The sequence below is a fragment of the Desulfothermus okinawensis JCM 13304 genome (genome assembly GCF_054654515.1).
The window spans coordinates 1-24,725 of record NZ_BAAIEW010000007.1 but is presented as its reverse complement, the minus strand read 5'-3'; the positions used below and the strand labels follow the sequence as shown (position 1 = coordinate 24,725).

The 24,725-nt window shown below is 37.2% G+C and carries 25 protein-coding genes; 11 read left to right on the top strand and 14 right to left on the bottom strand.

Features of this window, described 5'->3' with window-relative positions; genetic code table 11:
• Positions 1 to 71: 71 nt before the first annotated feature.
• The gene (locus ACYQ0O_RS04040; protein WP_459890884.1) at positions 72 to 2,147 is read right to left on the bottom strand and encodes an acetate--CoA ligase family protein; all 2,076 of its coding nucleotides are present in this window, start codon (positions 2,145 to 2,147) and stop codon (positions 72 to 74) included.
• 101 nt (positions 2,148 to 2,248) lie between these two features.
• On the opposite strand from ACYQ0O_RS04040, the gene hypF reads away from it, so the two are divergent.
• On the top strand, positions 2,249 to 4,537 hold the full coding sequence (gene hypF / locus ACYQ0O_RS04035) for a carbamoyltransferase HypF (RefSeq protein ID WP_459890882.1): 2,289 nt from the start codon (positions 2,249 to 2,251) through the stop codon (positions 4,535 to 4,537).
• A 132-nt stretch (positions 4,538 to 4,669) separates the two neighbouring features.
• Positions 4,670 to 6,220, top strand: a complete 1,551-nt coding sequence (locus ACYQ0O_RS04030) for a methyl-accepting chemotaxis protein (RefSeq protein ID WP_459890880.1) — start codon at positions 4,670 to 4,672, stop codon at positions 6,218 to 6,220.
• Positions 6,221 to 6,288: 68 nt separating this feature from the next.
• Here the strand turns inward: ACYQ0O_RS04030 and ACYQ0O_RS04025 are convergent, their stop codons facing one another.
• Positions 6,289 to 7,596: an L-cysteine desulfidase family protein gene (locus ACYQ0O_RS04025; RefSeq protein WP_459890878.1), complete on the bottom strand. Its 1,308-nt coding sequence runs from the start codon at positions 7,594 to 7,596 to the stop codon at positions 6,289 to 6,291.
• A gap of 86 nt (positions 7,597 to 7,682) precedes the next feature.
• On the opposite strand from ACYQ0O_RS04025, the gene ACYQ0O_RS04020 reads away from it, so the two are divergent.
• Genes ACYQ0O_RS04020 through ACYQ0O_RS04010 form a run of 3 tightly spaced genes read left to right on the top strand, consistent with a single transcriptional unit; the run spans position 7,683 to position 11,146 of the window.
• Entirely contained in the window at positions 7,683 to 8,963 is a 1,281-nt protein-coding gene (locus tag ACYQ0O_RS04020) for a TIGR04013 family B12-binding domain/radical SAM domain-containing protein (protein WP_459890876.1), read from the top strand.
• Positions 8,944 to 10,155, top strand: a complete 1,212-nt coding sequence (locus tag ACYQ0O_RS04015; RefSeq protein WP_459890874.1) for an HD domain-containing phosphohydrolase — start codon at positions 8,944 to 8,946, stop codon at positions 10,153 to 10,155. Before ACYQ0O_RS04020 ends, ACYQ0O_RS04015 begins: the two co-directional genes overlap by 20 nt.
• 16 nt (positions 10,156 to 10,171) lie before the next feature.
• Positions 10,172 to 11,146 carry an aminotransferase class IV gene (locus ACYQ0O_RS04010; protein ID WP_459890872.1) on the top strand — a complete coding sequence of 325 codons (975 nt, stop codon included), beginning with the start codon at positions 10,172 to 10,174 and terminating at the stop codon, positions 11,144 to 11,146.
• A gap of 140 nt (positions 11,147 to 11,286) precedes the next feature.
• On the opposite strand, the gene ACYQ0O_RS04005 is transcribed toward ACYQ0O_RS04010, so the two are convergent.
• From ACYQ0O_RS04005 to ACYQ0O_RS03950, 12 genes are all read right to left on the bottom strand, one after another.
• Positions 11,287 to 11,838, bottom strand: a complete 552-nt coding sequence (locus tag ACYQ0O_RS04005; RefSeq protein ID WP_459890870.1) for an HDIG domain-containing metalloprotein — start codon at positions 11,836 to 11,838, stop codon at positions 11,287 to 11,289.
• Position 11,839: 1 nt separating this feature from the next.
• The gene (locus ACYQ0O_RS04000) at positions 11,840 to 12,517 is read right to left on the bottom strand and encodes a DUF47 domain-containing protein (RefSeq protein ID WP_459890868.1); all 678 of its coding nucleotides are present in this window, start codon (positions 12,515 to 12,517) and stop codon (positions 11,840 to 11,842) included.
• Positions 12,518 to 12,613: 96 nt separating this feature from the next.
• Entirely contained in the window at positions 12,614 to 13,852 is a 1,239-nt protein-coding gene (locus ACYQ0O_RS03995; protein WP_459890866.1) for an inorganic phosphate transporter, read from the bottom strand.
• Positions 13,853 to 13,958: 106 nt separating this feature from the next.
• Entirely contained in the window at positions 13,959 to 14,117 is a 159-nt protein-coding gene (locus ACYQ0O_RS03990; protein ID WP_075068811.1) for a bacterioferritin-associated ferredoxin, read from the bottom strand.
• A gap of 21 nt (positions 14,118 to 14,138) precedes the next feature.
• Positions 14,139 to 14,831: a DUF3334 family protein gene (locus ACYQ0O_RS03985; RefSeq protein WP_459890864.1), complete on the bottom strand. Its 693-nt coding sequence runs from the start codon at positions 14,829 to 14,831 to the stop codon at positions 14,139 to 14,141.
• 21 nt (positions 14,832 to 14,852) lie between these two features.
• Positions 14,853 to 15,380, bottom strand: coding sequence for a PilZ domain-containing protein (locus ACYQ0O_RS03980; RefSeq protein WP_459890862.1), 528 nt, complete (start codon positions 15,378 to 15,380; stop codon positions 14,853 to 14,855).
• Between the two features lie 14 nt (positions 15,381 to 15,394).
• The gene (gene ybgF, locus ACYQ0O_RS03975) at positions 15,395 to 16,273 is read right to left on the bottom strand and encodes a tol-pal system protein YbgF (RefSeq protein ID WP_459890860.1); all 879 of its coding nucleotides are present in this window, start codon (positions 16,271 to 16,273) and stop codon (positions 15,395 to 15,397) included.
• Between the two features lie 8 nt (positions 16,274 to 16,281).
• The gene (locus ACYQ0O_RS03970) at positions 16,282 to 16,515 is read right to left on the bottom strand and encodes a PLDc N-terminal domain-containing protein (protein ID WP_459890858.1); all 234 of its coding nucleotides are present in this window, start codon (positions 16,513 to 16,515) and stop codon (positions 16,282 to 16,284) included.
• A gap of 3 nt (positions 16,516 to 16,518) precedes the next feature.
• The gene (gene lgt / locus ACYQ0O_RS03965) at positions 16,519 to 17,274 is read right to left on the bottom strand and encodes a prolipoprotein diacylglyceryl transferase (protein ID WP_459890856.1); all 756 of its coding nucleotides are present in this window, start codon (positions 17,272 to 17,274) and stop codon (positions 16,519 to 16,521) included.
• Positions 17,255 to 17,758, bottom strand: coding sequence for a signal peptidase II (gene lspA / locus ACYQ0O_RS03960; RefSeq protein ID WP_459890854.1), 504 nt, complete (start codon positions 17,756 to 17,758; stop codon positions 17,255 to 17,257). The genes lgt and lspA overlap by 20 nt, the downstream gene beginning before the upstream one ends.
• Positions 17,755 to 20,562 carry an isoleucine--tRNA ligase gene (gene ileS / locus ACYQ0O_RS03955; RefSeq protein WP_459890852.1) on the bottom strand — a complete coding sequence of 936 codons (2,808 nt, stop codon included), beginning with the start codon at positions 20,560 to 20,562 and terminating at the stop codon, positions 17,755 to 17,757. Before ileS ends, lspA begins: the two co-directional genes overlap by 4 nt.
• A gap of 27 nt (positions 20,563 to 20,589) precedes the next feature.
• Positions 20,590 to 21,441: a purine-nucleoside phosphorylase gene (locus ACYQ0O_RS03950; protein WP_459890850.1), complete on the bottom strand. Its 852-nt coding sequence runs from the start codon at positions 21,439 to 21,441 to the stop codon at positions 20,590 to 20,592.
• Positions 21,442 to 21,503: 62 nt separating this feature from the next.
• On the opposite strand from ACYQ0O_RS03950, the gene ACYQ0O_RS03945 reads away from it, so the two are divergent.
• The 6 genes from ACYQ0O_RS03945 to ACYQ0O_RS03920 all read left to right on the top strand — a co-directional run.
• The gene (locus ACYQ0O_RS03945; protein ID WP_459890848.1) at positions 21,504 to 22,259 is read left to right on the top strand and encodes a motility protein A; all 756 of its coding nucleotides are present in this window, start codon (positions 21,504 to 21,506) and stop codon (positions 22,257 to 22,259) included.
• Entirely contained in the window at positions 22,249 to 22,995 is a 747-nt protein-coding gene (locus ACYQ0O_RS03940) for an OmpA/MotB family protein (RefSeq protein WP_459890846.1), read from the top strand. The genes ACYQ0O_RS03945 and ACYQ0O_RS03940 overlap by 11 nt, the downstream gene beginning before the upstream one ends.
• Positions 22,995 to 23,390: a PilZ domain-containing protein gene (locus tag ACYQ0O_RS03935; RefSeq protein WP_459890844.1), complete on the top strand. Its 396-nt coding sequence runs from the start codon at positions 22,995 to 22,997 to the stop codon at positions 23,388 to 23,390. The genes ACYQ0O_RS03940 and ACYQ0O_RS03935 overlap by 1 nt, the downstream gene beginning before the upstream one ends.
• Complete coding sequence (locus ACYQ0O_RS03930) at positions 23,390 to 23,845, top strand: single-stranded DNA-binding protein (RefSeq protein ID WP_459890842.1); 456 nt, start codon at positions 23,390 to 23,392, stop codon at positions 23,843 to 23,845. The genes ACYQ0O_RS03935 and ACYQ0O_RS03930 overlap by 1 nt, the downstream gene beginning before the upstream one ends.
• 341 nt (positions 23,846 to 24,186) lie before the next feature.
• Positions 24,187 to 24,417 carry a hypothetical protein gene (locus ACYQ0O_RS03925; protein ID WP_459890840.1) on the top strand — a complete coding sequence of 77 codons (231 nt, stop codon included), beginning with the start codon at positions 24,187 to 24,189 and terminating at the stop codon, positions 24,415 to 24,417.
• On the top strand, positions 24,401 to 24,725 hold a 325-nt coding region (locus ACYQ0O_RS03920; protein ID WP_459890839.1), incomplete at its 3' end, for a PIN domain-containing protein. The genes ACYQ0O_RS03925 and ACYQ0O_RS03920, both read left to right, overlap by 17 nt.

The following is a 24,725-nucleotide window of genomic DNA, read 5'->3' as shown; positions in this document are numbered from 1 at the left end:
GTTTGTCCGACTCGGGAAGTTATTCAACTACCAGCTTATTCATGGTTAATCAAGAACCAATATTTGGGTTCCTAACCAACCACTATTGTGGCATCTACACAAAATATGCCATTTGAATTGACCACCAGGGGATTTAGATCCATTGACTGAATTTCAGGAGAATTAGACCCAATGTCACCTAAAATCTTTAAGATCTTTGCCAATTCCATTCTATCTATCTTTGAATATTTTCTGTAACCATCTAAAATATTTTGATTTTTAAGATCATAAGTATAGAGATATGCTTCTTGTAATGAAAATGGGGCTGCTCTAAATATTTTATCTTCTAATATATCTGCAAGTATGCCACCAAAACCCAATATAACCACTGGTCCAAAATTTTCATCTCTGGTGAGTCCTGCTATTAATTCATATCCAATTTCTATCTGTTTTTGTATTAAGACCTTTCCTTTACCAAAAACCTTATCTGCCAGTTCCAGATAAGCATATTTAACCTGTTCTTTGGTATACAAATTGGTCTTAACAAGCCCTTGTTCTGTCTTATGTATTAGCTGGGGAATAATCCCTTTTAAGACAACTGGATATCCTATTTTTTCTGCGTAATTAACAACTTCATCCTCTGAAGAAACAAGATATTCCTGAACAGTCATAATTCCCATATCTGCTAGAATTTTTTTTGACTCAAACTCATCATAAATACCTTTACTTAAGTACAAAGGTGCAGCTCCAGGCCACTTTTCATCCATCTCAACCATTATACTGTCAAATAATTTTCTTCTATTATAAAATCGAACTATCTTATCCATAACCTCCACTGCCCTGGAGGTTTCCTGAAAAATTGGTAATTTTAACTCCCTACAGGTATTAAATAGATTGTATTTTGATTCACCATCCCCAGTTCCCCACAAAAAAACTGGTTTGTTTAAAGCCCTTGAGACATCTTTAATTTCCTTAAGATTCAAATCCTTCATTCGACCCATGGAAAATACATGCATAAACACCAGGTCTACCCCATGGTCTTTACACACTTCCTTAAATGTCTGTAAATAAGCTGAAGATCCATTTTTCTCAACAGCAGGCCATACATCAACGGGATTGGAAATAGGCAACCATTCAGGGGAAAAAGATTTAATCTTGCTTATTGTCTCATTATCAAGTTCTGTTAGTTCAAGGAATGTATTTTTTAAAAGGTCTGCACTAACTATACCTGCACCACCACTGTAGGTTATAACCGCAGTTTTATTACCCCTTAATCTATATCCATTAATAGATGAAAACCCAAGACATAGGTCCATCATTTCTCTAAAATCAGATGCCTCAACCACATTGGTCTGTTTGAAAATACCTGAAATTATTCTGTATGATCCTGCATAACTGGCAGTATGGGTCAGGGCGGCCCTTGCCCCTTCCCTGGTCTTTCCCCCCTTTAGGATTACTATGGGTTTTTGGGCGCCTTTGACTAATTCTAAAAATCTCTTCCCATTTTTTATGGACTCTAAATACATTCCAATAACTTTGGTTTGGTTGTCATTTAACAAAAACTCCAATAAATCACACTCATCAACATCAAGTTTATTTCCAATGGAGCAGGCCTTGGCTATTCCAAATGGTCCAGAGGAACAACTATCTATTAAAAAACCTGCACTGAGCATTCCACTTTGTACAACCAAAGAGATGTCTCCTGGGTACATGAAATCCCAGATAATTGGAGACACAAAAGAAAACACATGTCTTGAATGCATATCCACAATGCCCATACAGTTTGGTCCCCATATCCTGATCCCAAATTCATTCTTAATCTTAATGAGTTCTTTCTGGAGCTTATTGCCCATCTCACCAGATTCAGCAAATCCCCCGGACTCAATTATGACTCCCTTAACCCCTTTTTTTATAAGCTCAGAGACCACATCCACTACTACCCTGGCTGGAACAAATATAATTGCCATATCTAAACCATCTGGCAGGTCAGATATATTGTAGCATTTAAGTCCATCTATCTCCCTATATTTAGGATTTACTGGATATATCTTGCCCTTGAATCCCTTTTTCACATTATTTAAGATTATATTCCCACCCCTTGACTTTTCCTTAGTTGCACCAATTATTGCTATGTTTTGTGGATAAAAGAAAAAGTCTAAACTCCCCATGAAAAACCCCCAGAAAAGAAAAAATAGACTTAATTTTGCTATTTTGTTAAAATTTTTACAAAAATTATAGCACAAAAAATAATACTATGAACAAAGATATAATGGCAAAATTAATAAGAGTAAAGGGCAAAGTCCAGGGTGTAGGTTTCAGGCCATTTGTCTATAAAATTGCAAAAAAAAATAATTTATGTGGATATGTATTAAATGACTCTCAAGGTGTTCAAATATTAATTCAAGGAAGTCATAAAGATATTCAAAGTTTTGAAAAGGAGCTCTATGAAAACCCACCTGAAATATCCCAGATAACAGAAATAAAAAAACAGATAGTACCGTATTCTCCCCATATCACATCCTTTGAAATAAAAAAAAGTAAAGACTCATCATCCCATGACGTATTAATAAGTCCAGATATTGCTATTTGTGATTTATGCACAAAAGAGCTGTTTGATCCAGATGACAGGCGGCATCTATATCCTTTTATTAATTGCACCAATTGTGGTCCCAGGTTTACTATTACAAAAAAAATCCCCTATGACAGGAAAAATACCTCAATGGCCTGTTTTGAAATGTGTGATAGTTGTATGACAGAATACAATGATCCCTTGAACAGACGTTTTCACGCCCAGCCAAATTGCTGTTCAAAATGTGGGCCTAGAGTATACCTTTTAAACAAAAAAGGGGAGGCTATTGCCCAGGGAGTAAACTCAATTGAATACGCAGCAAAGGAGATAATAGAAGGAAATATTGTAGCATTAAAAGGACTTGGCGGATTTCACATATGCTGCATGGCAGATGATAGAGATACTATCTTAAAACTTAGAAAACTAAAAAACAGGCCAAATAAACCATTTGCCTTGATGGCATCATCATTAGAAGACGTAAAGAAAATTGTACATGTGGAAGATGAGCACATTGCCATGCTTACTGGAAACATAAAACCAATAGTAGTAATTAGAGAAAAATCAGGTATACTGCCAAGGGAAATTGCACCAGATACCAGGGATATTGGTATAATGCTCCCATACACTCCCATGCATCAAGTGTTGTTTTATTTCCTGAAAAAATCTCTCCCAAAAAACAGATTGCCAATACTTATAATGACCTCAGGGAACCTCTCATCCCACCCAATTGCCATTGGCAATAGAGAGGCTATCTCCAGTTTAAAAGATTATGTGGATTATTTTTTAATCCATAACAGGGATATCTTAATCAGATGCGACGACTCAGTGGTAACTATTCTAAATAAAAAAAGGTTGCTTTTTTACAGACGTGGCAGAGGATATGTGCCTTCCCCAATTTTTCTAAGACAAAAGTATCCCCAATGCCTTGGGGTTGGTGCAGAATTAAAAAACACAATATGTATTATAAAAGAAGATAAGGCCTTTGTGTCTCAATACATTGGCGACCTAAAAAATTTAGAGACCTACAATTTTTTTATTGATACAATTACACACTTTAAGGAAATACTAAGAATAGAGCCAGAGGCAATTGGATGTGACCTTCATCCAGATTATATGTCAACAAGATATGCCAAGGAGCAGACAGGTAAGACACTGTTTCAAATCCAGCACCACCATGCTCATATCCTCTCGGTTATGGCAGAAAATAAAATTAGCGAAGATGTAATTGGAATATCATTGGATGGAACTGGACTTGGAGATGATAATACCATTTGGGGCGGAGAAATTTTAATTGTGTATAAGGACCTTACATATAACAGGATTGGTCATTTATATCCCATAAAGCTTCCAGGTATGGAATCTGCCATAAAAGACATCTGGAAAATAGCTGTGTCTCTTCTTTACTCTGCAGGAATCATGGATATTGATAAATATCTTCCCAAAATCCCTGTGAAAAAAAAGGAAACCGTATTAACCATGCTAGAAAAAAACATAAATTGTATAGATACAACCAGTTGTGGGAGATTATTTGATGGAATTTCAGCAATTTTGGGGATAAAGACAAAAATAACATATGAAGGAGAAGGGGCTATTGCACTTGAAAATATTCAGGCTAACCACATTGACCTATGGTATCCAACCGAAGTAATAAAAAAATCAAATAAATACATTTTAGATACTGTTTCTCTAATAAATAAAATATCAAAGGACATAGATAAGGGTATTCACAAATCCATCATAAGTAAAAAATTTCATTTATGGCTTTGTAATGCATTGGCGAAAATTTCAAAAAAAATATCAAAGGAGACTGGAATTAAAATTATTGCATTAAGTGGAGGGGTATTTCAAAATAAGACCATATCTATCTATCTTGAGCAACTACTCAAAAAAAATGGGCTGATTCCCAGATTTAACAGAGAACTTTCCCCCAATGACGAAAACATATCTCTGGGGCAGGCGTTTTTTGTTTCACAAAAATTAAGGAAATAACTAATTAAAAAAATTGACGATTGTCTTTATATATTTCAAGTAGCTATTGTGAGGGTTGACAAAACAACCTTCACCATGTTTAAGCTTCAGATACAAAATTACAGAAAAAAATTAATTTACAAGGGGGGACGCATGAAAAAATTGAACAATCAAATTCTGATTGTCCTGGGGCTCTGTTTCTTGATCTTTATAGGTTCCAGGATTTTTCTGGGCAACTTAATTGTAGAAGGGGGGATATTTTTAATTGCAATTGTGATCTGTTATGTACTTGCTTCCAGGTCTTCTAGCTCAGTAGAAGAATTAACTGACGCAGTAAGGGAACTGCTTACAACAAATTCTTTTGAATTAAATGTAAATGGTATAAAGGATCCCACATTAAGACGAGTTGGGGAAGAGGTAAATCTCTTTTTGAAAAACATATACGACAGATACATATGGAAACAAGGAACAATTGATGAAATGCCCATTTGTACAATCATTTGCGACAAGGACAACAGAATACTCTATGTTAACCAAGAAATTATAGACTTTGTTGAACAGGACGGAAAACCTGAGGACTTTATAGGAATGAGTACAGCGGAATTCTTCTATGGAGACCCCAACCATCCCACTATAACAGGAAGGGCATATAAAGAAAAGAAAAAAATTATTGGAGTAAGGACTGAAGTTACTGGAAGAAAGGGAAAAAAGGTTTTCACTGAAGTAAATGCAGCCCCATTTTATGATCCCCAGGGGAATTTAATGGGTTCATTTGCAGTTTTTTCAGATTTAAGTGAGTTAAAACAAGAGCAAGAAAAAACAGCCCATCAGGCAGAAATCCTTAAAAAGGCGGTTATAGAGACAAAAGGATTATCCGAACAACTATCAAATACAAGTAGTGACCTATTCAGCCAGGTAAATGAAGTAAACGCTTCCATGGAACAGCTCCGTGCAAGGACAGACGAAGTTGCCGCAGCAATGGAAGAGATGAACTCAACTGTACTTGAGGTCTCCAAAAATGCAGCTCAGGCAGCTGAAGCCGCTGAACATTCAGCAAAAAAGGCCCAGGAAGGATCAAGTGCCCTTGATAAGGCCATATCTCTTCTCTCACAAATTCAGGAAAAGGCCAGAGCCTTACAATCAGATATGGAAGAGATGGAAAAGCAAGCAGAGGGCATTGGCGAGATAATAAATACCATCTCAGATATTGCAGATCAAACCAATCTCCTTGCACTAAATGCAGCCATTGAGGCTGCAAGGGCTGGAGATGCTGGAAGAGGATTTGCTGTAGTGGCAGACGAGGTGAGAAAGCTTGCTGAAAAGACCATGGTAGCCACAAAAGATGTTGAACAGTATATCCACACAATTCAAAATAGTGCCAAGACCAACATGATGAGTACAAGGGATGTTGCAAAGGCCATTGAAGAGAATATGCAACTAAGCTATGATGCCAAAAAACTCCTCCAGGAAATGGTGGACCTATCAACAGAATCCATGGATCAGATACGCTCGATAGCCACTGCAGCAGAAGAGCAGTCTGCAGCCTCTGAGCAGATTACCAGGTCCACAGAGGAAGTAAATAATATCTCCAGGGATACCACTGAAATTATGAATAGAACTGCCAGTTCCACAGAACAATTAAACATGCTGGTTCAGCAATTAAATGAGATCATCGCCAGCATGGAGATTGAAGATAATAAGTAACTAAGTTACAGGCTTCCTTATTTAGCCCAAGTTTATCAGTTTGATAAACTCGGGCTAAGAAGTCTTATTTATCTGGAAATTATATTTAATATCTGTCTATCCATATCAACATATGCATTCTTAGAGAGCATTTCTATATTTTTTAAGGTCTCATCTAAATTTTCCCCACAAATGCCATCTTGGTTGGATATGGATACACCCCTTCTTGCCAGGTCAATTGAGTCAAGCACACTTGATATTGCAATAAGTACCTTAATTGAACAACCAGGCTTAGCTCCATCGCATAATACACCAAAGAAGGATGCCAAATGATTGTTAACAGCCTTTTTAGAAATTTCCCTATCTTTGGTCATAATATAAGCAATAGATCCCGCAACACCTCCACCAGCCGAGAGCCCACAACTACAAACAGGGGTAATTCTTCCCATGTGGGATTTTAGTTTTGAAGTGAATAGATGGGACAGGCACACGGCCTTCAGGTAATCTTCTTCTGGAATCTGCATATTAGACTTAACGACCCAGATGGGTATAGTTGCCACTATCCCATTATTACCACTCCCAGCTGAACTCATAGCTGGATAATCACACCCTCCCATCCTTGCATCCACGGCTGCAACAACAAATTTTTTGATCTCAGTACCTATTTGCATATTCTTTTTGGAACTATTCCCATCACCCAATGTGCTTGCAACACCATAGCCCCATTTCCCTCTTAATCCTTCCATGGCAAGTGTTACATTCATCTCAACACCTTTTTTTAAAAATTCCAGATCCTCGTAAGTTAAATCATCTAAAAGCAAAAATAGATCATCACAAGGGAGTCTTTTTATCTGTTCAACAATATTTGAACCATCCAAAGTCATACTGGATTTTGGATGGTTTTTATTTCCCTCAATTTCGTCTTTTCCATCTACCATCTCCTGTCCATTTAATTTAAGAGAGATCAACTTATTGTGAAGCCCAGCAATAACCCCTTCTGATACATTATCACCACCTGTAATCTTTGCCTTGCAGTATATACCCATTCGACTGTAATCTATGGAGATCTTTACCTTGTTATCCAATATCAATTTCTTTGCCCCTAAAATATCTTTTTTAGATATAGATGAGAGAACCTCCATATCCCTTTTTGGATCACCAGCCACAGCTCCAATGGCTGCTGCCATTAAAACCCCCCTTTCCCCAGGGGCTCCTGGTAAAAAGACCCCATGTCCATTTTTGTAAAGACCAGGAGATAGGGTAAGTTCAATCTCATCAACAATTCTTTCTGGGATTAAAGAAGCAGCGTAGGCACATGTTAAGGCTATACATACTGGCTCTGTACACCCCAGGGCAGGTTTTACCTCGCTCTGTAAAAATTCCCCAATGGTAAACATAAAAAATACCCCTTAAAAAACTTGTATATTAAACCTTATATTTATATTATTCATCTCATCTAATACACACACAAAGAATTCTAAAAATGAAAAGACCAGCACTAATCTTTGTATTTGAAAAGAACAACAAATATTCTATCAATGCACTACTTGGTGCAATAGAAACAAAGGGATTCTTGCACCAAACAGATATCTTACTATCAAATCCTAAAGATCTCCCACCTATTCTTTGCAAGGTAGTGGAGAAATACGAAAAAATAGCCATTGCAATTTCTTTTTTTACGTCTCAGTTTGGGGAAATAGACAAATTAATCAAACAAATCAAGTATTCCTGGCCACAAATATTTTTTATTGCAGGTGGCCCCCATGCCAGTGGGGATCCACTATCCTGTATCAACCTGGGGTTTGATATAGTTGCAAGGGGAGAGGGAGAAGAAGTAATCACAGACATTATAGAGTGGCTGGAAAATAAAAAGCCTCTAAATAAGATAAAATCCATTTACTATAGGTCCAATGAAGGGATAAAATTTACTGGTAAAAGGCCGGCTATAGACCTTGATGAATTCTTTCCGTTTAGTGTAACTTTTAAAAAATATGGACCAATAGAGATAACAAGAGGATGTCCATTTGGATGCTTTTTCTGTGAGACATCCTATATGTTTGGCAAAACACCAAGGCATAGGTCTATAGACTCAGTGTTAACCATAGTCGAAACACTGTATAAGAGGGGGATGAGAGACATTAGATTTATAACACCAAATGCATTTTCATATGGTTCCTTAAGTGGCAGGGATATTAATTTTAACATATTAGAAGAACTCCTAAAAGGTGTGAGATCCATAATTAAAGAAAATGGTAGAATTTTTTTTGGAAGTTTTCCATCAGAGGTGAGGCCAGAGCATGTTAATGAAGATACAATTTATCTTGTAAAAAAATATGCAAATAACAATAATCTGGTTATTGGATGTCAGTCTGGAAGTGAACGAATCCTTGATTTATGCCATAGGGGACATACTGTATTGGACGTGTTTAAAGCAACAAAATTGTGTATAAAAAACAACTTAATCCCTAAAATAGATTTTATTTTTGGATTGCCAGGAGAGAAACAAAAGGATATAGAGGATAGCATTAAAGTAATGAATGAACTCACAAAAATTGGCGCTAAAATACACGCTCACACATTTATGCCTCTTCCTGGTACGCCTTTTGGTAAGTGTATGACTGGAGACATCAATCCCTATTATCAATTCATAAAGTACGCTATCCCAAGGGGACTTATATTTGGAGAGTTTGAAAAACAAAAAGAATGGGCTAAAAAAACTGTCAAGATATCCCGGAGGGTTATGAATGGATCATTTATTAAATAAATACTGCCAGGAGATGTTGTCCACTATAAATTTACTGGCCCAGATACAGGACGTGGACTTTCTTCTGGAAAAAATCCTGTCCGAGGCAAGACGTCTAACCAATGCAGATGCAGGTTCCATATATAAAAAAGAATCCAACCTCCTCCATTTAAAATATGCACAAAACGACACAATTGAAAAAAATCTCTCTGCACACAAAAAGCTAATCTATGAAACTTTTTCATTTCCCATAGATAAAACCTCCATTGCTGGATATGTGGCAAAGACAAAAAAATCCCTGAATATAGATGATGTTTATGCAATACCAACTGACCTGCCCTATAAATTTAATAAGGATGTGGACAAAAGATCCAACTACAGGACCAAGTCAATGCTAACAGTCCCACTCCTCAGCCCAAAAAAAGAAGTTTTAGGGGTGTTACAGCTAATCAATGCTAAAGATCCTTCAACTGGAAACCCTATTCCCTTTAATCCTGAATTTGTGCCAATAACCAACTTTTTGGGTGAGTGTGCATCCATTGCCCTTGAGAGGGCAAATTTATTCAGAACCATAGTCCTTAGAATGATTAAAATGGCTGAATTAAGAGATCCCAAAGAGACAGGTACCCACGTAAACCGTGTTGGAGAATACTCTGCAATAATATATGAAGCCTGGGCATACAAAAACAATATCCCTGAGAGAAAGATTGATAGAAATAAAGACATGCTTCGAATTGCAGCCATGCTGCACGATGTTGGCAAGGTGGCAATATCAGATACCATATTAAAAAAAGAATCCAGACTTACAGATGACGAATACGAGCAAATAAAATCTCATACATATATTGGTGCTAGATTATTTGAAAATCCCACTTCTGAAATTGAAAAAATAGCCAGATTAATTGCCTTGGAACACCATGAACGTTGGGATGGAAGAGGTTATCCAGGGAAAATCCAGGAAAAGAATGGAAAAATAGTAAAATTAGGACCAAAAAAAGGGGACGAAATTTCCATATGGGGAAGAATAGTATCTCTGGCAGATGTATATGACGCACTCTCCTCAAAAAGGTGTTATAAAGATGAGTGGCCAGAAGAAAAGGTCATAGAAGAGATTGCAAACCAAAGGGCAAAACAATTCGACCCACAGTTGGTGGATATTTTTTTTGAAAATATCGAAGTAATTAATATGGCAAAAAAGAGGTATTCTGACTAAGAAGGAGGACAAATTAATGGAAGTCCCTATCTTGAGTTTTAATGATACCATTAGAAAATTAAAAGATAGTCTATTTCCCCATCAAGAAGCTTACCTGGCAATGTATTCTTCCTGGTTTGGAGGTATAATTCTAGATCCCAAGTTAATGTTAATTCCCATAGACGATCACATGGTGCACAGGGGAGATGGAGTGTTTGAAGCATTTAAATGTGTGGATGGTAATATATACCAACTGGATGCCCATATTGATAGACTCAAAAATTCTCTCAAAAAAATCAACCTAAGGCCTCCTTTTTCTTTTGAAGAAATAAAAAACATAGCAATTAAGACCATTAGGGCCAGTGGTGAAAAAAATTGTATCATAAGGTTGTACATATCAAGGGGACCAGGGGACTTTTCTCCAAAACCTGAAAAATCCATAAACCCGCAACTCTATGTGGTGGTAACCAAAATGGAGCCAACAGAAGCAAGAAAAAGGGAAACTGGATGTTCCCTTAAAATAAGTAAAGTGGTTTCAAAGGATTCCTTTTTTGCCACCATAAAATCGTGCAATTACCTACAAAATGTACTAATGAAAATGGAGTGTTACCACTATGGTGTGGATTATGTAATTAATTTAACTGAGCAAGGGCAAATAGGGGAAGGGGCAACTGAAAATTTTGCCATAATCACAGAGGATGAAAAATTTTTAACCCCTTCCTTTAATAATATCTTAAGGGGCACAACTATCCTAAGGGCCATTGATTTTGCCAAGGAGATGGTAGCAGAAGGAATTCTAAAGGGTGCTAAAACCTGCGATCTTTATCCAAAAGACTTAGAAGGGGCAAAAGAAATTTTAGTCTTTGGAACCACAATGGATGTTTTGCCTATTACAAATTTTGAGGGTAAGGATGTTGGAGATGGTAAGCCTGGAAAATTCTACAAACTGTTTTTTGAAAACTTTATTGAGGATCAGAAAAATAACAAAGACGTCCTGACACCTGTCTGGTAGTCAACTTCTTTAAATTTGTTTCCCTATTTTCATCTTATAACCCAAGTGTGTGAAAACTTGGGGTAACATATTGTTATAATTTTAATTTATTTTTTAAATTTTCCATATTAGCCCATGTTTATAAAAAAGATAAACTTAGGCTAATATGTCTTTAATTTCTCCAGTATCTCATGGACCTTTTTGTGGAAGAGCTGCACCCTATTTCTATACCCTTCACCAACCTCTCTGGCAAATCGCTCTTCAACATCCCTTTCGCTTGAGATACCAGGAGAGTCCAAATTGTCGCTATAGGCAATTAAAATTTCTTCAACACTCTCAGGGACAAAATCTCTTAAAGGAAGGGGTAGATTTTGGGCGAGGATATCGTCCTTGGTTATGCCAACACCAATGTGTGTTTCACAGACCCTGGCATGTTTGTAAAGACCATGTTTTTTTAAAATTTCTCCACCATATATACCATGTTTTATTGAATCTTTAGATCCAGGAGGGTACTTGAATCTGCCAATATCATGGAGGAGAGCAGCGGTTTTTAAAAAATCTAAATCAACTCCCTTTGTAATTCCATCAACGAGTTTTAGGACTATATTTTTTACTCGCACTGAATGCTCCATGACCTTTTTATACGCATGTTCATCTGAAGCATATCTTCTTAAAAGATCAATTGCTTGTTTCTCTGTAATCTTTTCTTGCATTTTATCTTGCAATCATTGCCCTAAGGGTATCTGCACAGGTCTCACAGTTTTTTACAGTATCATTTAGACATCCCACAAAATGGATCAACTGATAAATGTCCTTGAAATCCATATCTGAATTGTAGACCTCTGCGACCAGGGCACGTTGCATTTTCATAATCTTCTGCCTTTCACGTCTGATTTTTCGATAGAGCTCTTTGCAGCCAAGTCTATCTATATGTTCCCCGTGAACCAATCCTATGGTTTTCTTCAGGGCAGGACCAACCAATTCAACAACATAGGTAACCTCCTCCACAAGATCTACCAGGGGCTTTTGTTTTTTATCTGGAATGGTCATTTTACGCATACCCAGCCAGTGCAATGCTTCCTGCGCATAGTCCAATATATTGTCCTGCCCCCTGGTGTAATTCAAAAAAAGGGTCTTATCTACAGGCATAAAAAGGCGCCTGGGCAAATGGTTCCTTATATTCCTCTTAATCTTATCTGCATGTTCTTCTATTGCATCCACTTCAGCTGTAAGCTCCTTAAATTCACGGCATACTCCTGACCCTGAAATATAGCATTCCAAAGCCTCCCTTATAATGGAGACTCCCTCAATTATTTTTTCATAATGCTCCACAAGACCATTCATTGGAGATCTTGGAGTAACCAAACCAAAAAATGGAAGTTTTTTTAACATCGCGCTATATCTCCTTATTTATTTTTTCACATACACATGGGAAACTTTTATGTTATTAATTTTTAAATATTTTTCAACTAAAAATTTATGTGATCCTTATCCAAGTAAAGTCCACCTTAAAAATTGAAATATGAATATACTGGTAAAGGCTGCAATTGGTACTGTAAGCACCCAGTATATTATTATTTTTATCAAAACTCCAAAATCAACAGCACTAAATCCCCGGGCCACCCCCACGCCAACAACACCCCCCACAGCTGAATGAGTGGTGGAGACTGGAAGTCCCATATTTGATGCCAGTAATACTGTTGTGGCAGTTCCAAAGTCAACAGCAAACCCCCGTGTATTAGTGAGGGTGGTTATTTTTTCCCCCACTGTTGAAATTACCTTTTTCCCAAATAACATGATACCTGTTGCAATCCCAAGTCCTCCTAATGCCAGGAAAAAGGTAGGAATTTCTACCTTTGCCAATATTGCGTGGTATTTAGCTATAGAATATACAGCAACAACTGGCCCGATTGCATTTGCAACATCATTGGCCCCTTGAGACATTGCAACATAACAGGAAGTTCCTATCTGTATCTTCCTGAAGACTTCTTCTACAGAGTGTGCCCCTTGTTCCACATTTTTAACAAAATTAGAAACCCATCTTCTACTAAGTAGATATATAACCAGTCCAAGCAATAAGACGAGAGAAATACTAACACTAAATGGAAGTCCCAATTTTTTTCCAAAGGGGGTTTTATAAAAAAATGAGAGAATAACAAGGGCGCAGGTGAGTACAATCCATATTGGCACCCAAAAGATAGTGTGTTTTATAAACTGCTTTCTCATTAAAATATTTCTTCTAATAAGGGTAAAAACAATGAATGATATTGTAGCAGCAAAAAAAGGGGAAATGATCCAGGAGAGTACCACTCCTCCCAAAACCTTCCAATTTACTACATTTGGTCCACCTGCAACAATCCCAAACCCAAGGATACTCCCTATTATAGAATGTGTGGACGAAACAGGAAGGGCAGTTAAAGTAGCAATAAATACCCATAGGGCTGCTGATATTAGAGATGCAAACATCCCCAGCATAAATATTTTTGGATCACTTATAAACCCTGGATTTATTATTCCCTTACTTATTGTGGCTGTAACATGGGAGCCAAAAAATACTGCACCAACAAAATTTAAGATCCCTGCAATAAAAATTGCCTGTTTCACGGAAATTGCCCTGGCCCCTACTGCAGATGCCATTGCGTTAGCCACGTCATTTGCACCCAAATTAAAGGCCATTAAAAAACCTGCTAGAACAGACAACCCAAGGAATATATGAAACATGTCCATGACTTAAATCTCCTCTCTAATTATTAATAGAAGGAATTACACTTTTAGGTTTAAATTGGTATTTTTTTAAAGTCTCATTCACCACCTGGCGAATATCTTTTATACATCACCTGCCCTTTGGATTTAACTCTTTACAATTACAATTTCCCTTTGATTTCTCCATTTGAATCTTTTCCAATATTTTGGATTGTCCTTTGTTTTCAATTACATCCTTTTCAATATCTTTATCTGTATACCCAAAGCAATAACATATCTGAGTTTCCACAATTTCCTCCTTAATTATATTTTAGAGTCCAAGTTTCTTCATGAACTCTTCATCGACTTGTTTTGACTTCTGCTCACTGGGCCCATTGTCTTCTTTTTTTTGATTTTCTATAAGTTCATCCACATTAATGTCTTTATTTTTAACAACACCCGGTGACTCTTCCATTATAAAATCCACTTTTTCTATTGTTGTCTCAAGGTAAAACAATTTATTTTCCATTGTCCTGAATTCAACACGCATAAACTGGGGGTGATCTATCTCAGTTTCTAAAGAAATTCTCATTGCCTGATTTAAAGCCACCATTTTAGGTTGATTCTGGTTTACCCCTATGCCTAATTTCTTTTTCAATGAGATCTGAAATTGTCCCATACACTGGTTCATGAGCTCTCCAATGGTATCTGCAACATATGACGAAGTATGGTGGGTTGAGAGTTCATCTTCAGGCATACCCATGCAGGTATTGTATTTTTTATAGAGCTCTAGAGCTGCTTCTGCGGTAAAATTCATGGCAACCAATCCTGTAAAACCTCCGTCAAATAATACAAAGCATCCTATATCCGGTCTAATACAAGTCCTGTTGGTCTTTATAAAGGTTCTGGAATAATTGACATCAGAAAGAGTTGCCTTTGAAAGGGTATCTTTTATAGAATCGCAAAGTATTTTCAAAACATCGCTGGATGTCTTTACAATCTTTTTTTTCCTTTTAGTTGCCATATAATCCCCTCCTATTTTTCATTAATTGTCTTCTTTTCCCGCCCTTATTTTTTCCCTTTGCTCTTGAAAAACAAATCTCACTATAAGCTCTCTGTCTTTATCCCTAATCTTTTCAAAAAAAATAATAAAATACTCCCTGTCATTTTCCCTATCAAGCCGAGCCACCCTCCCCATGGCAGACACCAAAACTAAAGGTATATGAGAAAGGTAAATTACCACCTCAACTAGGTCTCCATCATTTAACCCTTCAAAATCACGTACGCACTTAACAGCTCCTTCACTTAATTCAACACCAGTTGTCTTAAAGTCAAACTCTTTATCCAACATGTCTATGCCAAGTAAGCTTAAGATAAGATCAAGTTTTCCGTCGATGTATTTGAAAAACAGGTTTAACCCCTCTGGGAGCCCTAGTTCCTTATAATTAAAGTTGGATTCCAATGATAGGTCTGTATTTACTCTAAAGGTGGGATATAAATCTTCGTGGTCAATTTTTTTTAGCAAGACACTTACCCTGGTCTTGACCCTCAAATATTTTCTTCTATCATCCATAGAACATACCAAGATTACTTGGAATTTTTGAGAAACTTTTTCGCCACTTTGGCCTGGCGAGTAGTTGGAAAATTTTTAATCACATCTCTTAGTAAAATCTCTCCAGCCTTTTTCTTTCCAAGTCTGAAAAAGGCAATTCCCTCTTTTAACATAGCAGAGGGGTACTTATTGGATGTTTTGTATTTATCTAATACTACTTGATAACTCAAAATTGCCTTTGGATACTGTCCCAGTTTAAAATAAGATTCTCCTTTCCAAAAATATGCATTGGGAATCAGGCTATTTTTAGGAAATTTTTCTATAAAAAGTGAAAACAAATGGGCAGCAGCATAGTAATTTTTCTCTCTGTAATTTTTCAGACCCTGGTTATAGAGCAGTTTTGGTGAAAGCTCATATTTTTTTTGTTTTGATCCCTCTACTTGTTTATTTTTCCTCTCAACTGGCTTTGTCTTTGTCCCCTTTGTTTCTTTTTTCCTGGGTATTTTTTTTGACAATCCAAAAAAGGACTTGAGTTTTGCCACATCCCCTTTTATATCCTGGATTTCCTTATCCATAGAGCTTATGTCTTCTTTCAAGTGTGAATAGCTCTCCTTGTTTTCTCCAACTTCTTTTTGACATAGATCAAGATCCCCCTGAAGCTCAGCTACTTTTATCTTCAAAGATTCTATCCTTGAGACTATATCTGCTTGTGAAGACCTGACTGAAAAGTTACTGGTAGAAAGTTTTTCTTGAAAATCTTTTTTTAATTTCTCGATTTGAAGGTTATAATATTTTTTTTGAACTTCTTGTTGTTGTTTTAGCTGGCCTATCTGCCATTTCAAAAGATCAACATCCTTTTGAGAGGCACAAGAGGCAAAGAAAGATAATAATAAAACAGCCGCAATCCGTTTCATATTTCCCCTCAATTCTGCGATATAGAAGACGAAATCACCTTTTTTCGTCCCCAAAAAATATAAAGGATTCCGCCTATCACAGGGATAAAGGTAGCAATTAAGACCCAGGTCATCTTATCCTGGGATGTCTTAAAATCATTTTTAAATATATGCCATATTGACCACAAATTGGGCAAGATTGGTATAATTAAAATTACAAACCATATGAGAATATTTAAAAGGACCTTTTGGCTAACTATCATCTATCAGTTCTCCTTTTTCCACCTAAAAGAGACAATTAAAGCCCCCATTATTGCCAAGAGCAATGCCCCCCATTGGGTATAGGAAAATATTGAAAGCATAGGTCTAAAATCTCCCCTAAAAAACTCTATAGAGAATCTAAATACCCCATACAGAATCAAAAAAAATCCAAACAACAAGCCTCTGCCCCTTACTCTGTTTTTTACAAAACATAAAATAAAAAATGTCACAAGTCCAGCCATTGAGTGATACAACTGGGTGGGATGAAGGGGGATATTAATTGGTGCCAAAGAGTCTGGGTTTTTAAATGTGATTGCCCAGGGCAAGGTACAGTAACGACCATAACAACACCCAGCCATGAGGCATCCAAACCTACCAACAAATTGTCCAAGGGCTATTCCTGGTGCAAACAAATCAGCCCACTGCCATATATCCTGTTTTTTGCTTTTTAGATATAATACTGCTGTGAACACACCTAAAATTGCCCCTCCAGAAAAAACCAGCCCCCCTTTCCACACCATTAATGCTTCCAGAGGGTGGTTTAAAAAATATTTTAAATTCATTAAAACATAAAGGACCCTTGCACCTAATATTCCAGATATAATAATGTAAAATCCCACATCAGATACCATTTTTGTATCTAAATACTGTTTTCTTGCTTCCCTGGATACATAACCCAAAGCGAGCAAAAAGGCAGAGGCAATAAAAAACCCATATGTATAAATTGTAATTGGACCGATTTTAATCAGAACTGGATGCATCTTTTTTTCCTTTAAAAATAGAAAATAAAATCAAAAGTCCACCTATTGAGATAGCAGAATCTGAAATATTAAAGGCAGGCCAATGATATTTCCCCATATACAAGTCAATAAAATCAGTAACCTGTTTAAAAAGTATTCTATCTATTAAATTGCCAATTGCACCCCCTAAAATAAGTCCAAGGGAAATAGAAGTAATCAGACTTTTTTTACCTTCGGTAAAGATGAGATAAACAATAAAAAAAATGGCTATAACGGTTACTGAAGTTAAAATATAAGGATCAATCCCCCCAGCCCCATTAAAAATTCCAAAGGCAATTCCCTTATTTTTTATGTGGACCAGGTTTAACAACTTCGGAATAATAACCTTTTGTGAATACAAGGGCATGTTTGTCTTGACTAAAAATTTGGTCACCTGGTCCACTACTACAACTAAAAATGCAACAACAAATGAATAAGAAATTCCTTTTTTTCCAGAAAACATCATAGTCTTTTTAGAACCTCAATACACCTTGGACACACACCTTTATTTTCTTCTTCCTCTGACCCAGGAGTGAAGTATACCCAACAACGTGGACATTTGATCCCATTTGATTTCTCTACCCCAATATATAACCCGTCCACATCTTCACTCTTAAATAGTTCATCTGTATTAGCTGATGCCCTTTTTATCTCCACACTGGATACAATAAAAACCTCTCTTAAATATTTCTTTATTGGAGAAATAAGATTAAACAGGTCATCAGAAAGGTGTAGGGTAATGTCACAATCAAGAGAATGGCCAACTACCCCTTGCTTACGCTTGGGCTCTATTGCCTTTGTTACTTCTCCCTTTATCTTCTTTACAATATCCCAAAGTTCTCTCTCTGTTGCATCTATTTTAAAATCCAGGTCATCAAATTTTAGCTCAAAAACTGTTTTTGCATCTACATCAAAGCTATCAGGCAACTTTTGATATATTTCCTCTGCTGTAAAACTAAGTATTGGAGCCATGTCTAAAATTAATATCTTTAAAAGATAATATAGAACAGTTTGGGCTGATAGCCTTTCAATGGATTTTGGATGAGATACATATAGCCTTTCTTTTATCACATCTAAATAAAAGGAACTCAAATCCACAACACACATGTTATGGAGAGCATAATATACCTTATGAAACTCATAGTTATCGTATGCCCTTAGAATATTTTTGTGTCTATCTAAAATAAGGGATAACCCATACCTGTCAAAGGGAAGCATCCTGTCAAATTCCACCAGGTCTTTTTTTGGATCAAAATCCGAAAGATTGCCCAGGATAAATCTGCATGTATTCCTTATTTTTCTATATGAATCCACAAGTTGTGCTATTATCTTATCTGATATGCGGATATCATCCCTATAGTCTTCATAAGATGTCCACATCCTTAAAATCTCTGCCCCATATTTTTCTATTATCTCCTGGGGTCTTATTACATTCCCAAGGGACTTTGACATCTTACGACCTTCTCCGTCCACCACATAACCGTGGGTAAGAACTGCCCTATATGGAGCAACACCCCTTGTACCCACAGAAGCTAAAAGAGAACTGTGAAACCAACCCCTATGTTGATCTGAACCCTCTAAATAGAGATCTGCTGGAAAACCAAGCTCTTTTCTTTTCTCTAACACAGCGGCAAAGCTTGTACCTGAATCAAACCACACATCCAAGATATCGGTCTCTTTCCTGAACTCCCCACTTCCACATCTCTCACATCTGAGACCCTGCGGCACTATTTCCGATAAAGACGCCTCAAACCAGTAATCAGCCCCCCTTTCATGGGTTTCAAATTTCTTAACAATATCCTCTACCCATTTTGGATCAAAATAGGCCTCACCACATTTTTTACAGATAAGAGCAATAATTGGAACACCCCATGACCTCTGTCTGGAGATGCACCAATCAGGTCTGGTAGCTACCATGTTATATATCCTTTGCATTCCCCATGAAGGAATCCACTTAACATCTCTCTCAATTATATCCAAAGATTTTTTTCGCAGGTCATTTTTCTCCATTGAAATAAACCACTGCAAAGTTGCCCTGAAAATAACGGGCTTTCTACACCTCCAGCAATGGGGATAAGAATGTTCTATTGAACCATGATGAAGCAAATTTTTAACCTCTTCTAATTTCTCAATAACCTTTGGATTGGCCTCAAAGACTGTAAGCCCTTTAAAAAACTCTACTTCATCTAAAAATCTCCCTGAATCATCTATTGGGGAGAGGATCTCCAGATTATATTTTAAGCCAGTTTCATAGTCTTCTCGCCCATGACCTGGTGCCGTATGGACGCAACCAGTACCAGTATCAAGGGTCACATACTCTGCTAAAACCACTATGGATTCCCTATTATAAAAAGGATGAGTGGCCCTAAGTCCTTCAAGCTCTGAGCCCTTTACCTTTTTTACTTTTCTTATATTTTCCCAATTAAAAATCTCCACACACACACCAAGGAGCCTATCTGCAATTATGTAAAACTCCCCACCTACTTCTGCCACAGCATATTCATAATCAGGATGGACTGCTACTGCCATATTGGATGGCAAGGTCCAGGGTGTTGTGGTCCAGATTACAATATAAGCAGGACCATCTATTTCTGGAATAATTTTCTGTAACTTTGGATCCTTTAAGGGGAACCTCACATAAATCGAAGGAGACTTGATGTCATAGTATTCAACTTCTGCCTCAGCAAGTGCTGTTTCACAAGATGGGCACCAGTAAATTGGCTTTTTACTCCTTACAACACCACCATTTTTCATAAAATTGCAAAGTTCCATTGCAGTTTGGGCTTCGTACCTAGGGTCCATTGTTATGTATGGGTTCTCCCACCGGCCAAAAACACCTAAACGCTTAAACTCTTCCCTCTGGATGTTTAGATACTTATTTGCGTATTGACGGCATCTATCCCTTATCTCAATAACAGGTACTTCTTTTTTGGAAATTTTTAATTCTTGCTCAACCTTTAGCTCTATTGGCAATCCATGACAGTCCCATCCAGGGACAAACTCAGCCTTTTCACCCTTTAAATTGTGGTACTTAACAATAATATCCTTTAAAATCTTATTCATTGCAGTTCCTAGATGGATATTCCCATTGGCATAGGGGGGACCATCATGGAGAATAAAAGTTTTATCTTTATCACTACTTTGAACCATTTTTTCATATGCATTGATTTCATTCCAAAATTCTAACATCTTAGGTTCATTTTTGGGCAAATTAGCCTTCATTGGAAACTTTGTCCTGGGCAGATTTAAGGTATCCTTATAGTCCTTCATATTACATCTCCTATCTCTATTGGATTCTTATATTCTTTTAACCATCTCAATCAAAAGACTCTTCAAATTTTCTGAAGCCTTACTTGCCTGTTTTACAACATATTCAAAGGAAGTCTCTTTCATACAATCTGGTAAATTTTTATTGGTCAAACAAGAAAGACCTAACACCTTTAGCCCCATATGTCTAGCAGCTATAGCCTCCATTACAGTGGACATTCCAACAGCATCACCACCTAGTCTCTTAAGGGCCCTGGTCTCAGCAGGAGTCTCTAAACTTGGACCTAAGACTGATACATATACACCCCTCTCCAGCCTCATTCCAAGCTCAGTACCCACGTCCAGGGACAATTCCACTAATTCCCTGTCATATACACAGGACATATCAGGGAATCTTTCGCCTAACTCATCAATATTAGGCCCCACCAGGGGATTTGTACCCTGAAAATTTATATGGTCACAAATAACCATTATATTCCCTTCCTTAAAATGAGGATTTATGGCACCTGCAGCATTGGTCAAAATAATGGTCTTGACTCCAAGGAGCCCAAGGAGTCTCACTCCAAAACATACATCCTGTGCACTGTATCCCTCATATAAATGGACCCTTCCCTGCAACACAACTATATTTTTATTTGAAATATTTCCAAAAATCATCTTTCCCCTGTGGGTGTCCACAGTGGACACAGGAAAATTGGGAATATCTTTGTATAGAATTTCTATCTTTCCATCCAATTCATCTGCAATGTCCCCTAAGCCAGTACCTAGCACTATCCCTATAGAAAATGGTGCCTTGTGTACGTCATAATTTTCGTTTTTTTTGAGTATATCTTCTATTGAATCCCTGGCCTGTTTTATTTTTTTTAATATTTCCTTTGACATGTCCACTCTCCTCATTATACAAATAAAAAAATATATTCGTTCTTCCTAATAGCTATAAACCCATGGACATTGCAACCTTTTTTGGACTCATAATCGGATTTTCCTTGCTCATCGGTGCCATTATTTTAGGTGGCCAATACGATGTATTTCTCAACATACCTGGCCTGATGATAGTTTTGGGAGGCACCTTTTCAGCCACCTGTATAACTTTCCCTGTGCCAGAGATATATAACTCCATCAAAGCTGCACTAAAGATATTTGTAACAAAAAAATTGAGTGCCAATGAGGTAGTAAACTTGATGGTTAGAATAGCAGATATTTCCAGAAGGGAAGGGCTGCTTGCCTTAGAAAATATAGAAACAGATAACAACATCTTAAAAAAGACGTGTCAACTTATTGCAGACAATGCAGATACAGAACTAATTGAAGAGACCTTATACATTGAAATAACCTCTTTAAAACAAAGACATTTTCTTATACAAGAGGTCTTTAGAACAATGGCAAACTATGCACCGGCCTTTGGAATGGTGGGGACCTTAATTGGACTTGTCCAGATGCTGGCTTCTTTAAAAAACCCTGATGCCATAGGTCCTGCAATGGCAGTGGCTATTTTAACTACATTCTACGGTTCAGTTTTATCAAACCTGGTCTTTTTACCCGTTGCTGGCAAATTGAAGAGCAGGACAACACAAGAGGTCCTTCACCTACAAATAATATTTGAAGGTGCAAAGTGTATTTTGCAAAATAACAACCCAAGGTTTGTATACGAAAAATTGTCTTCCTTTGTACCACCAAAGGAACGCAAATATGAAAGATAAAAACAAACTCCACACAGAGATTGACCAATTATCAAATGAAGAATCCCAGGGGACATGGCTCCAGACATTTGCTGATATGTCTATGTTATTATTAACTTTTTTTATTCTCATGTATTCATTTTCCTCTGTTGATAAAAAAATATTTAATACCTATTTGATGTCAGTAAAAAAGGCTCTTATTGGAGGAGGTAACGCAAAGATAGCAAGCGTAAAGGTAAATCTCAGTGAAGAAGAAGGGGTGCTTTTGCAGGAGGCCAAACTAAAACATGAGATCATAAAGCAACAAAGGCAGATATTCTCTGATTTTAACTACTATTATACCAGGAAGGGAATAGAAGGAGTAGTTGGCGCTAAATTTGATAAAGGAAAAATAATAATAGCCATAGGCGGAGACGTACTTTTTCCACCTGGAAAGGTAACACTTTCACCCAGGGGAAAGGAAATTCTAAAAAAAATCAGAGATTTCTTAATAATGCATCCCAATGAAAGAATAAATATTATTGGACATACAGATGATACCCCCGTGCCAAAAAATTCCCGTTTTAAGGATAACTGGGAAATTTCAGCCCTCAGGGCATTAAATGTACTTAGATACTTTCTGGCCCTGGGTATAGATCCTGATCGTATGACTGCAACTGGCCTTGCTGATACAAGACCCATTGTTCCCAATATATCTCCTGAAAATAGACAAAAGAACAGAAGGGTTGAAATCGTATTGGAGAGAGAAGTACAATAATGGAACTAGAAAATCTAACCTTAATTTTTAAAGGGGAAATTGGTAAAAGGAGATGTTATAGGGTCTATCACAAAGATTTAAATATAATAGTAACATTGGAAGATAGAGGGAAAAAATTGTTCCATGTAAAAGATATTAGTACCTATGGAGTTGCCTTTTTTGCACAGGAATACACCGATAGTTTCCGTATAAATGACATAATCTACATGTCTATAGTATTCAGGAGAAACTTTGTATTAAAAGACATACGTGCTCAGATCAAAAGAATACATAAGGAGCACATTGTGTGTTGTGAGTTTTTGAACCTAACAAGAAAACAAGAATATACCCTGGATAAGCTCTGTGTAACTATACAGAAAGAACTCATAAAAAATTTAAAAAAGGAGAAAGATTAATGGCAGGAAGTTACAATAAAGTTATTCTTATTGGCAGACTTGGAAAGGATCCAGAATTAAGATACACAACATCTGGCACCCCAGTGGCCAATTTTCCCCTGGCTACGAGTGAGACCTATGTGGACAAGGATGGAAATAGGCAGGAAAAAACAGAGTGGCATAGAATCGTTGTATGGGCAAAGCAGGCAGAAAGTGTTGCAAATTACTTAAGTAAAGGAAGACTTGTGTTGGTAGAAGGTTCCCTGCAAACCAGAAAGTGGACAGACAACCAGGGACAGGATAGGTATACTACTGAAATTAGGGCACAGAGGGTGGTTTTCCTGGAGTCACAATCTGTAGTCCAGGAGACTGAACAATCTAAAGAAACAACAGCCAATGACCCATTTTCAGAAGAGGAAGATTTGGGACCTGCATTTCCATCTGAAGCCAGCGGGATAGATGAGGCACCATTTTAAGAAATCTGCTTATTCCATTATCTGCCTATTTCTTTAGCTCCAATTATTGATTGGGTAAGGTAGAAGATAGAAGGGTTCAAAGTTCAACGTTCAAGATAGCCTTCATCCTTCTCCCTTCTACCCCTTCTCACTAATCACTAATCACGGACAAAAAAGGGGCAGGCGAATAATGCTCGATAGGGGCAGGTCTCCATATCTTTCTTTGTAAAAGAATTTTCTCTTTTAACATACACAAACCACAGACACAGATAACATACACAGATAGCGGTCTCAGGCCTTGATTTTTTGGGGGAAGAGCTTAAAATTGTGTAAGCTTACATGTAAATTTTCTGGAGGATCTTATGAGCACAATAGTAAAATCAATAAGGGTAAAAGAGGAAATATGGGAAACCCTTCGCAGACTCAGCAAAGAAGAAAACAAGCCGTTAACACAACTGCTAGATGAAGCCTTAGAGAGATACCTGGGAGAGAAAATCAAAAAAAGCGCGGCTGAAAAAATACGAAAACTGCCGAGACTCTCACTAGGCAAGAATTCCATCACTCGAGAGGAGATTTATGAAGGTCGGTATTGATACCAATGTTCTATTTTATTTTTTAAACAAGGACAATCCATTTCATGAAGAGGCAAGGGACAATTTAGCCATGTTGGTGGAGGAGCAATCTGCTGTGCTTACTCAACAGAATTTAATAGAGTTGACAGCAGTGCTAACCCGAAGGGGAGTAACCTCAGAAGAAACAAAGAATTATCTGAGGAGCTTTGCGGAAGTTATGCCGCTGCTAAGACTTACAGTCAAGACCGTTGATCTTTTTCTAGAGCAAATGAAGAAAAAAGCTGTAAAGGGGGCCAAGGTTTTTGACCTATATTTCCCGACTTTGACAG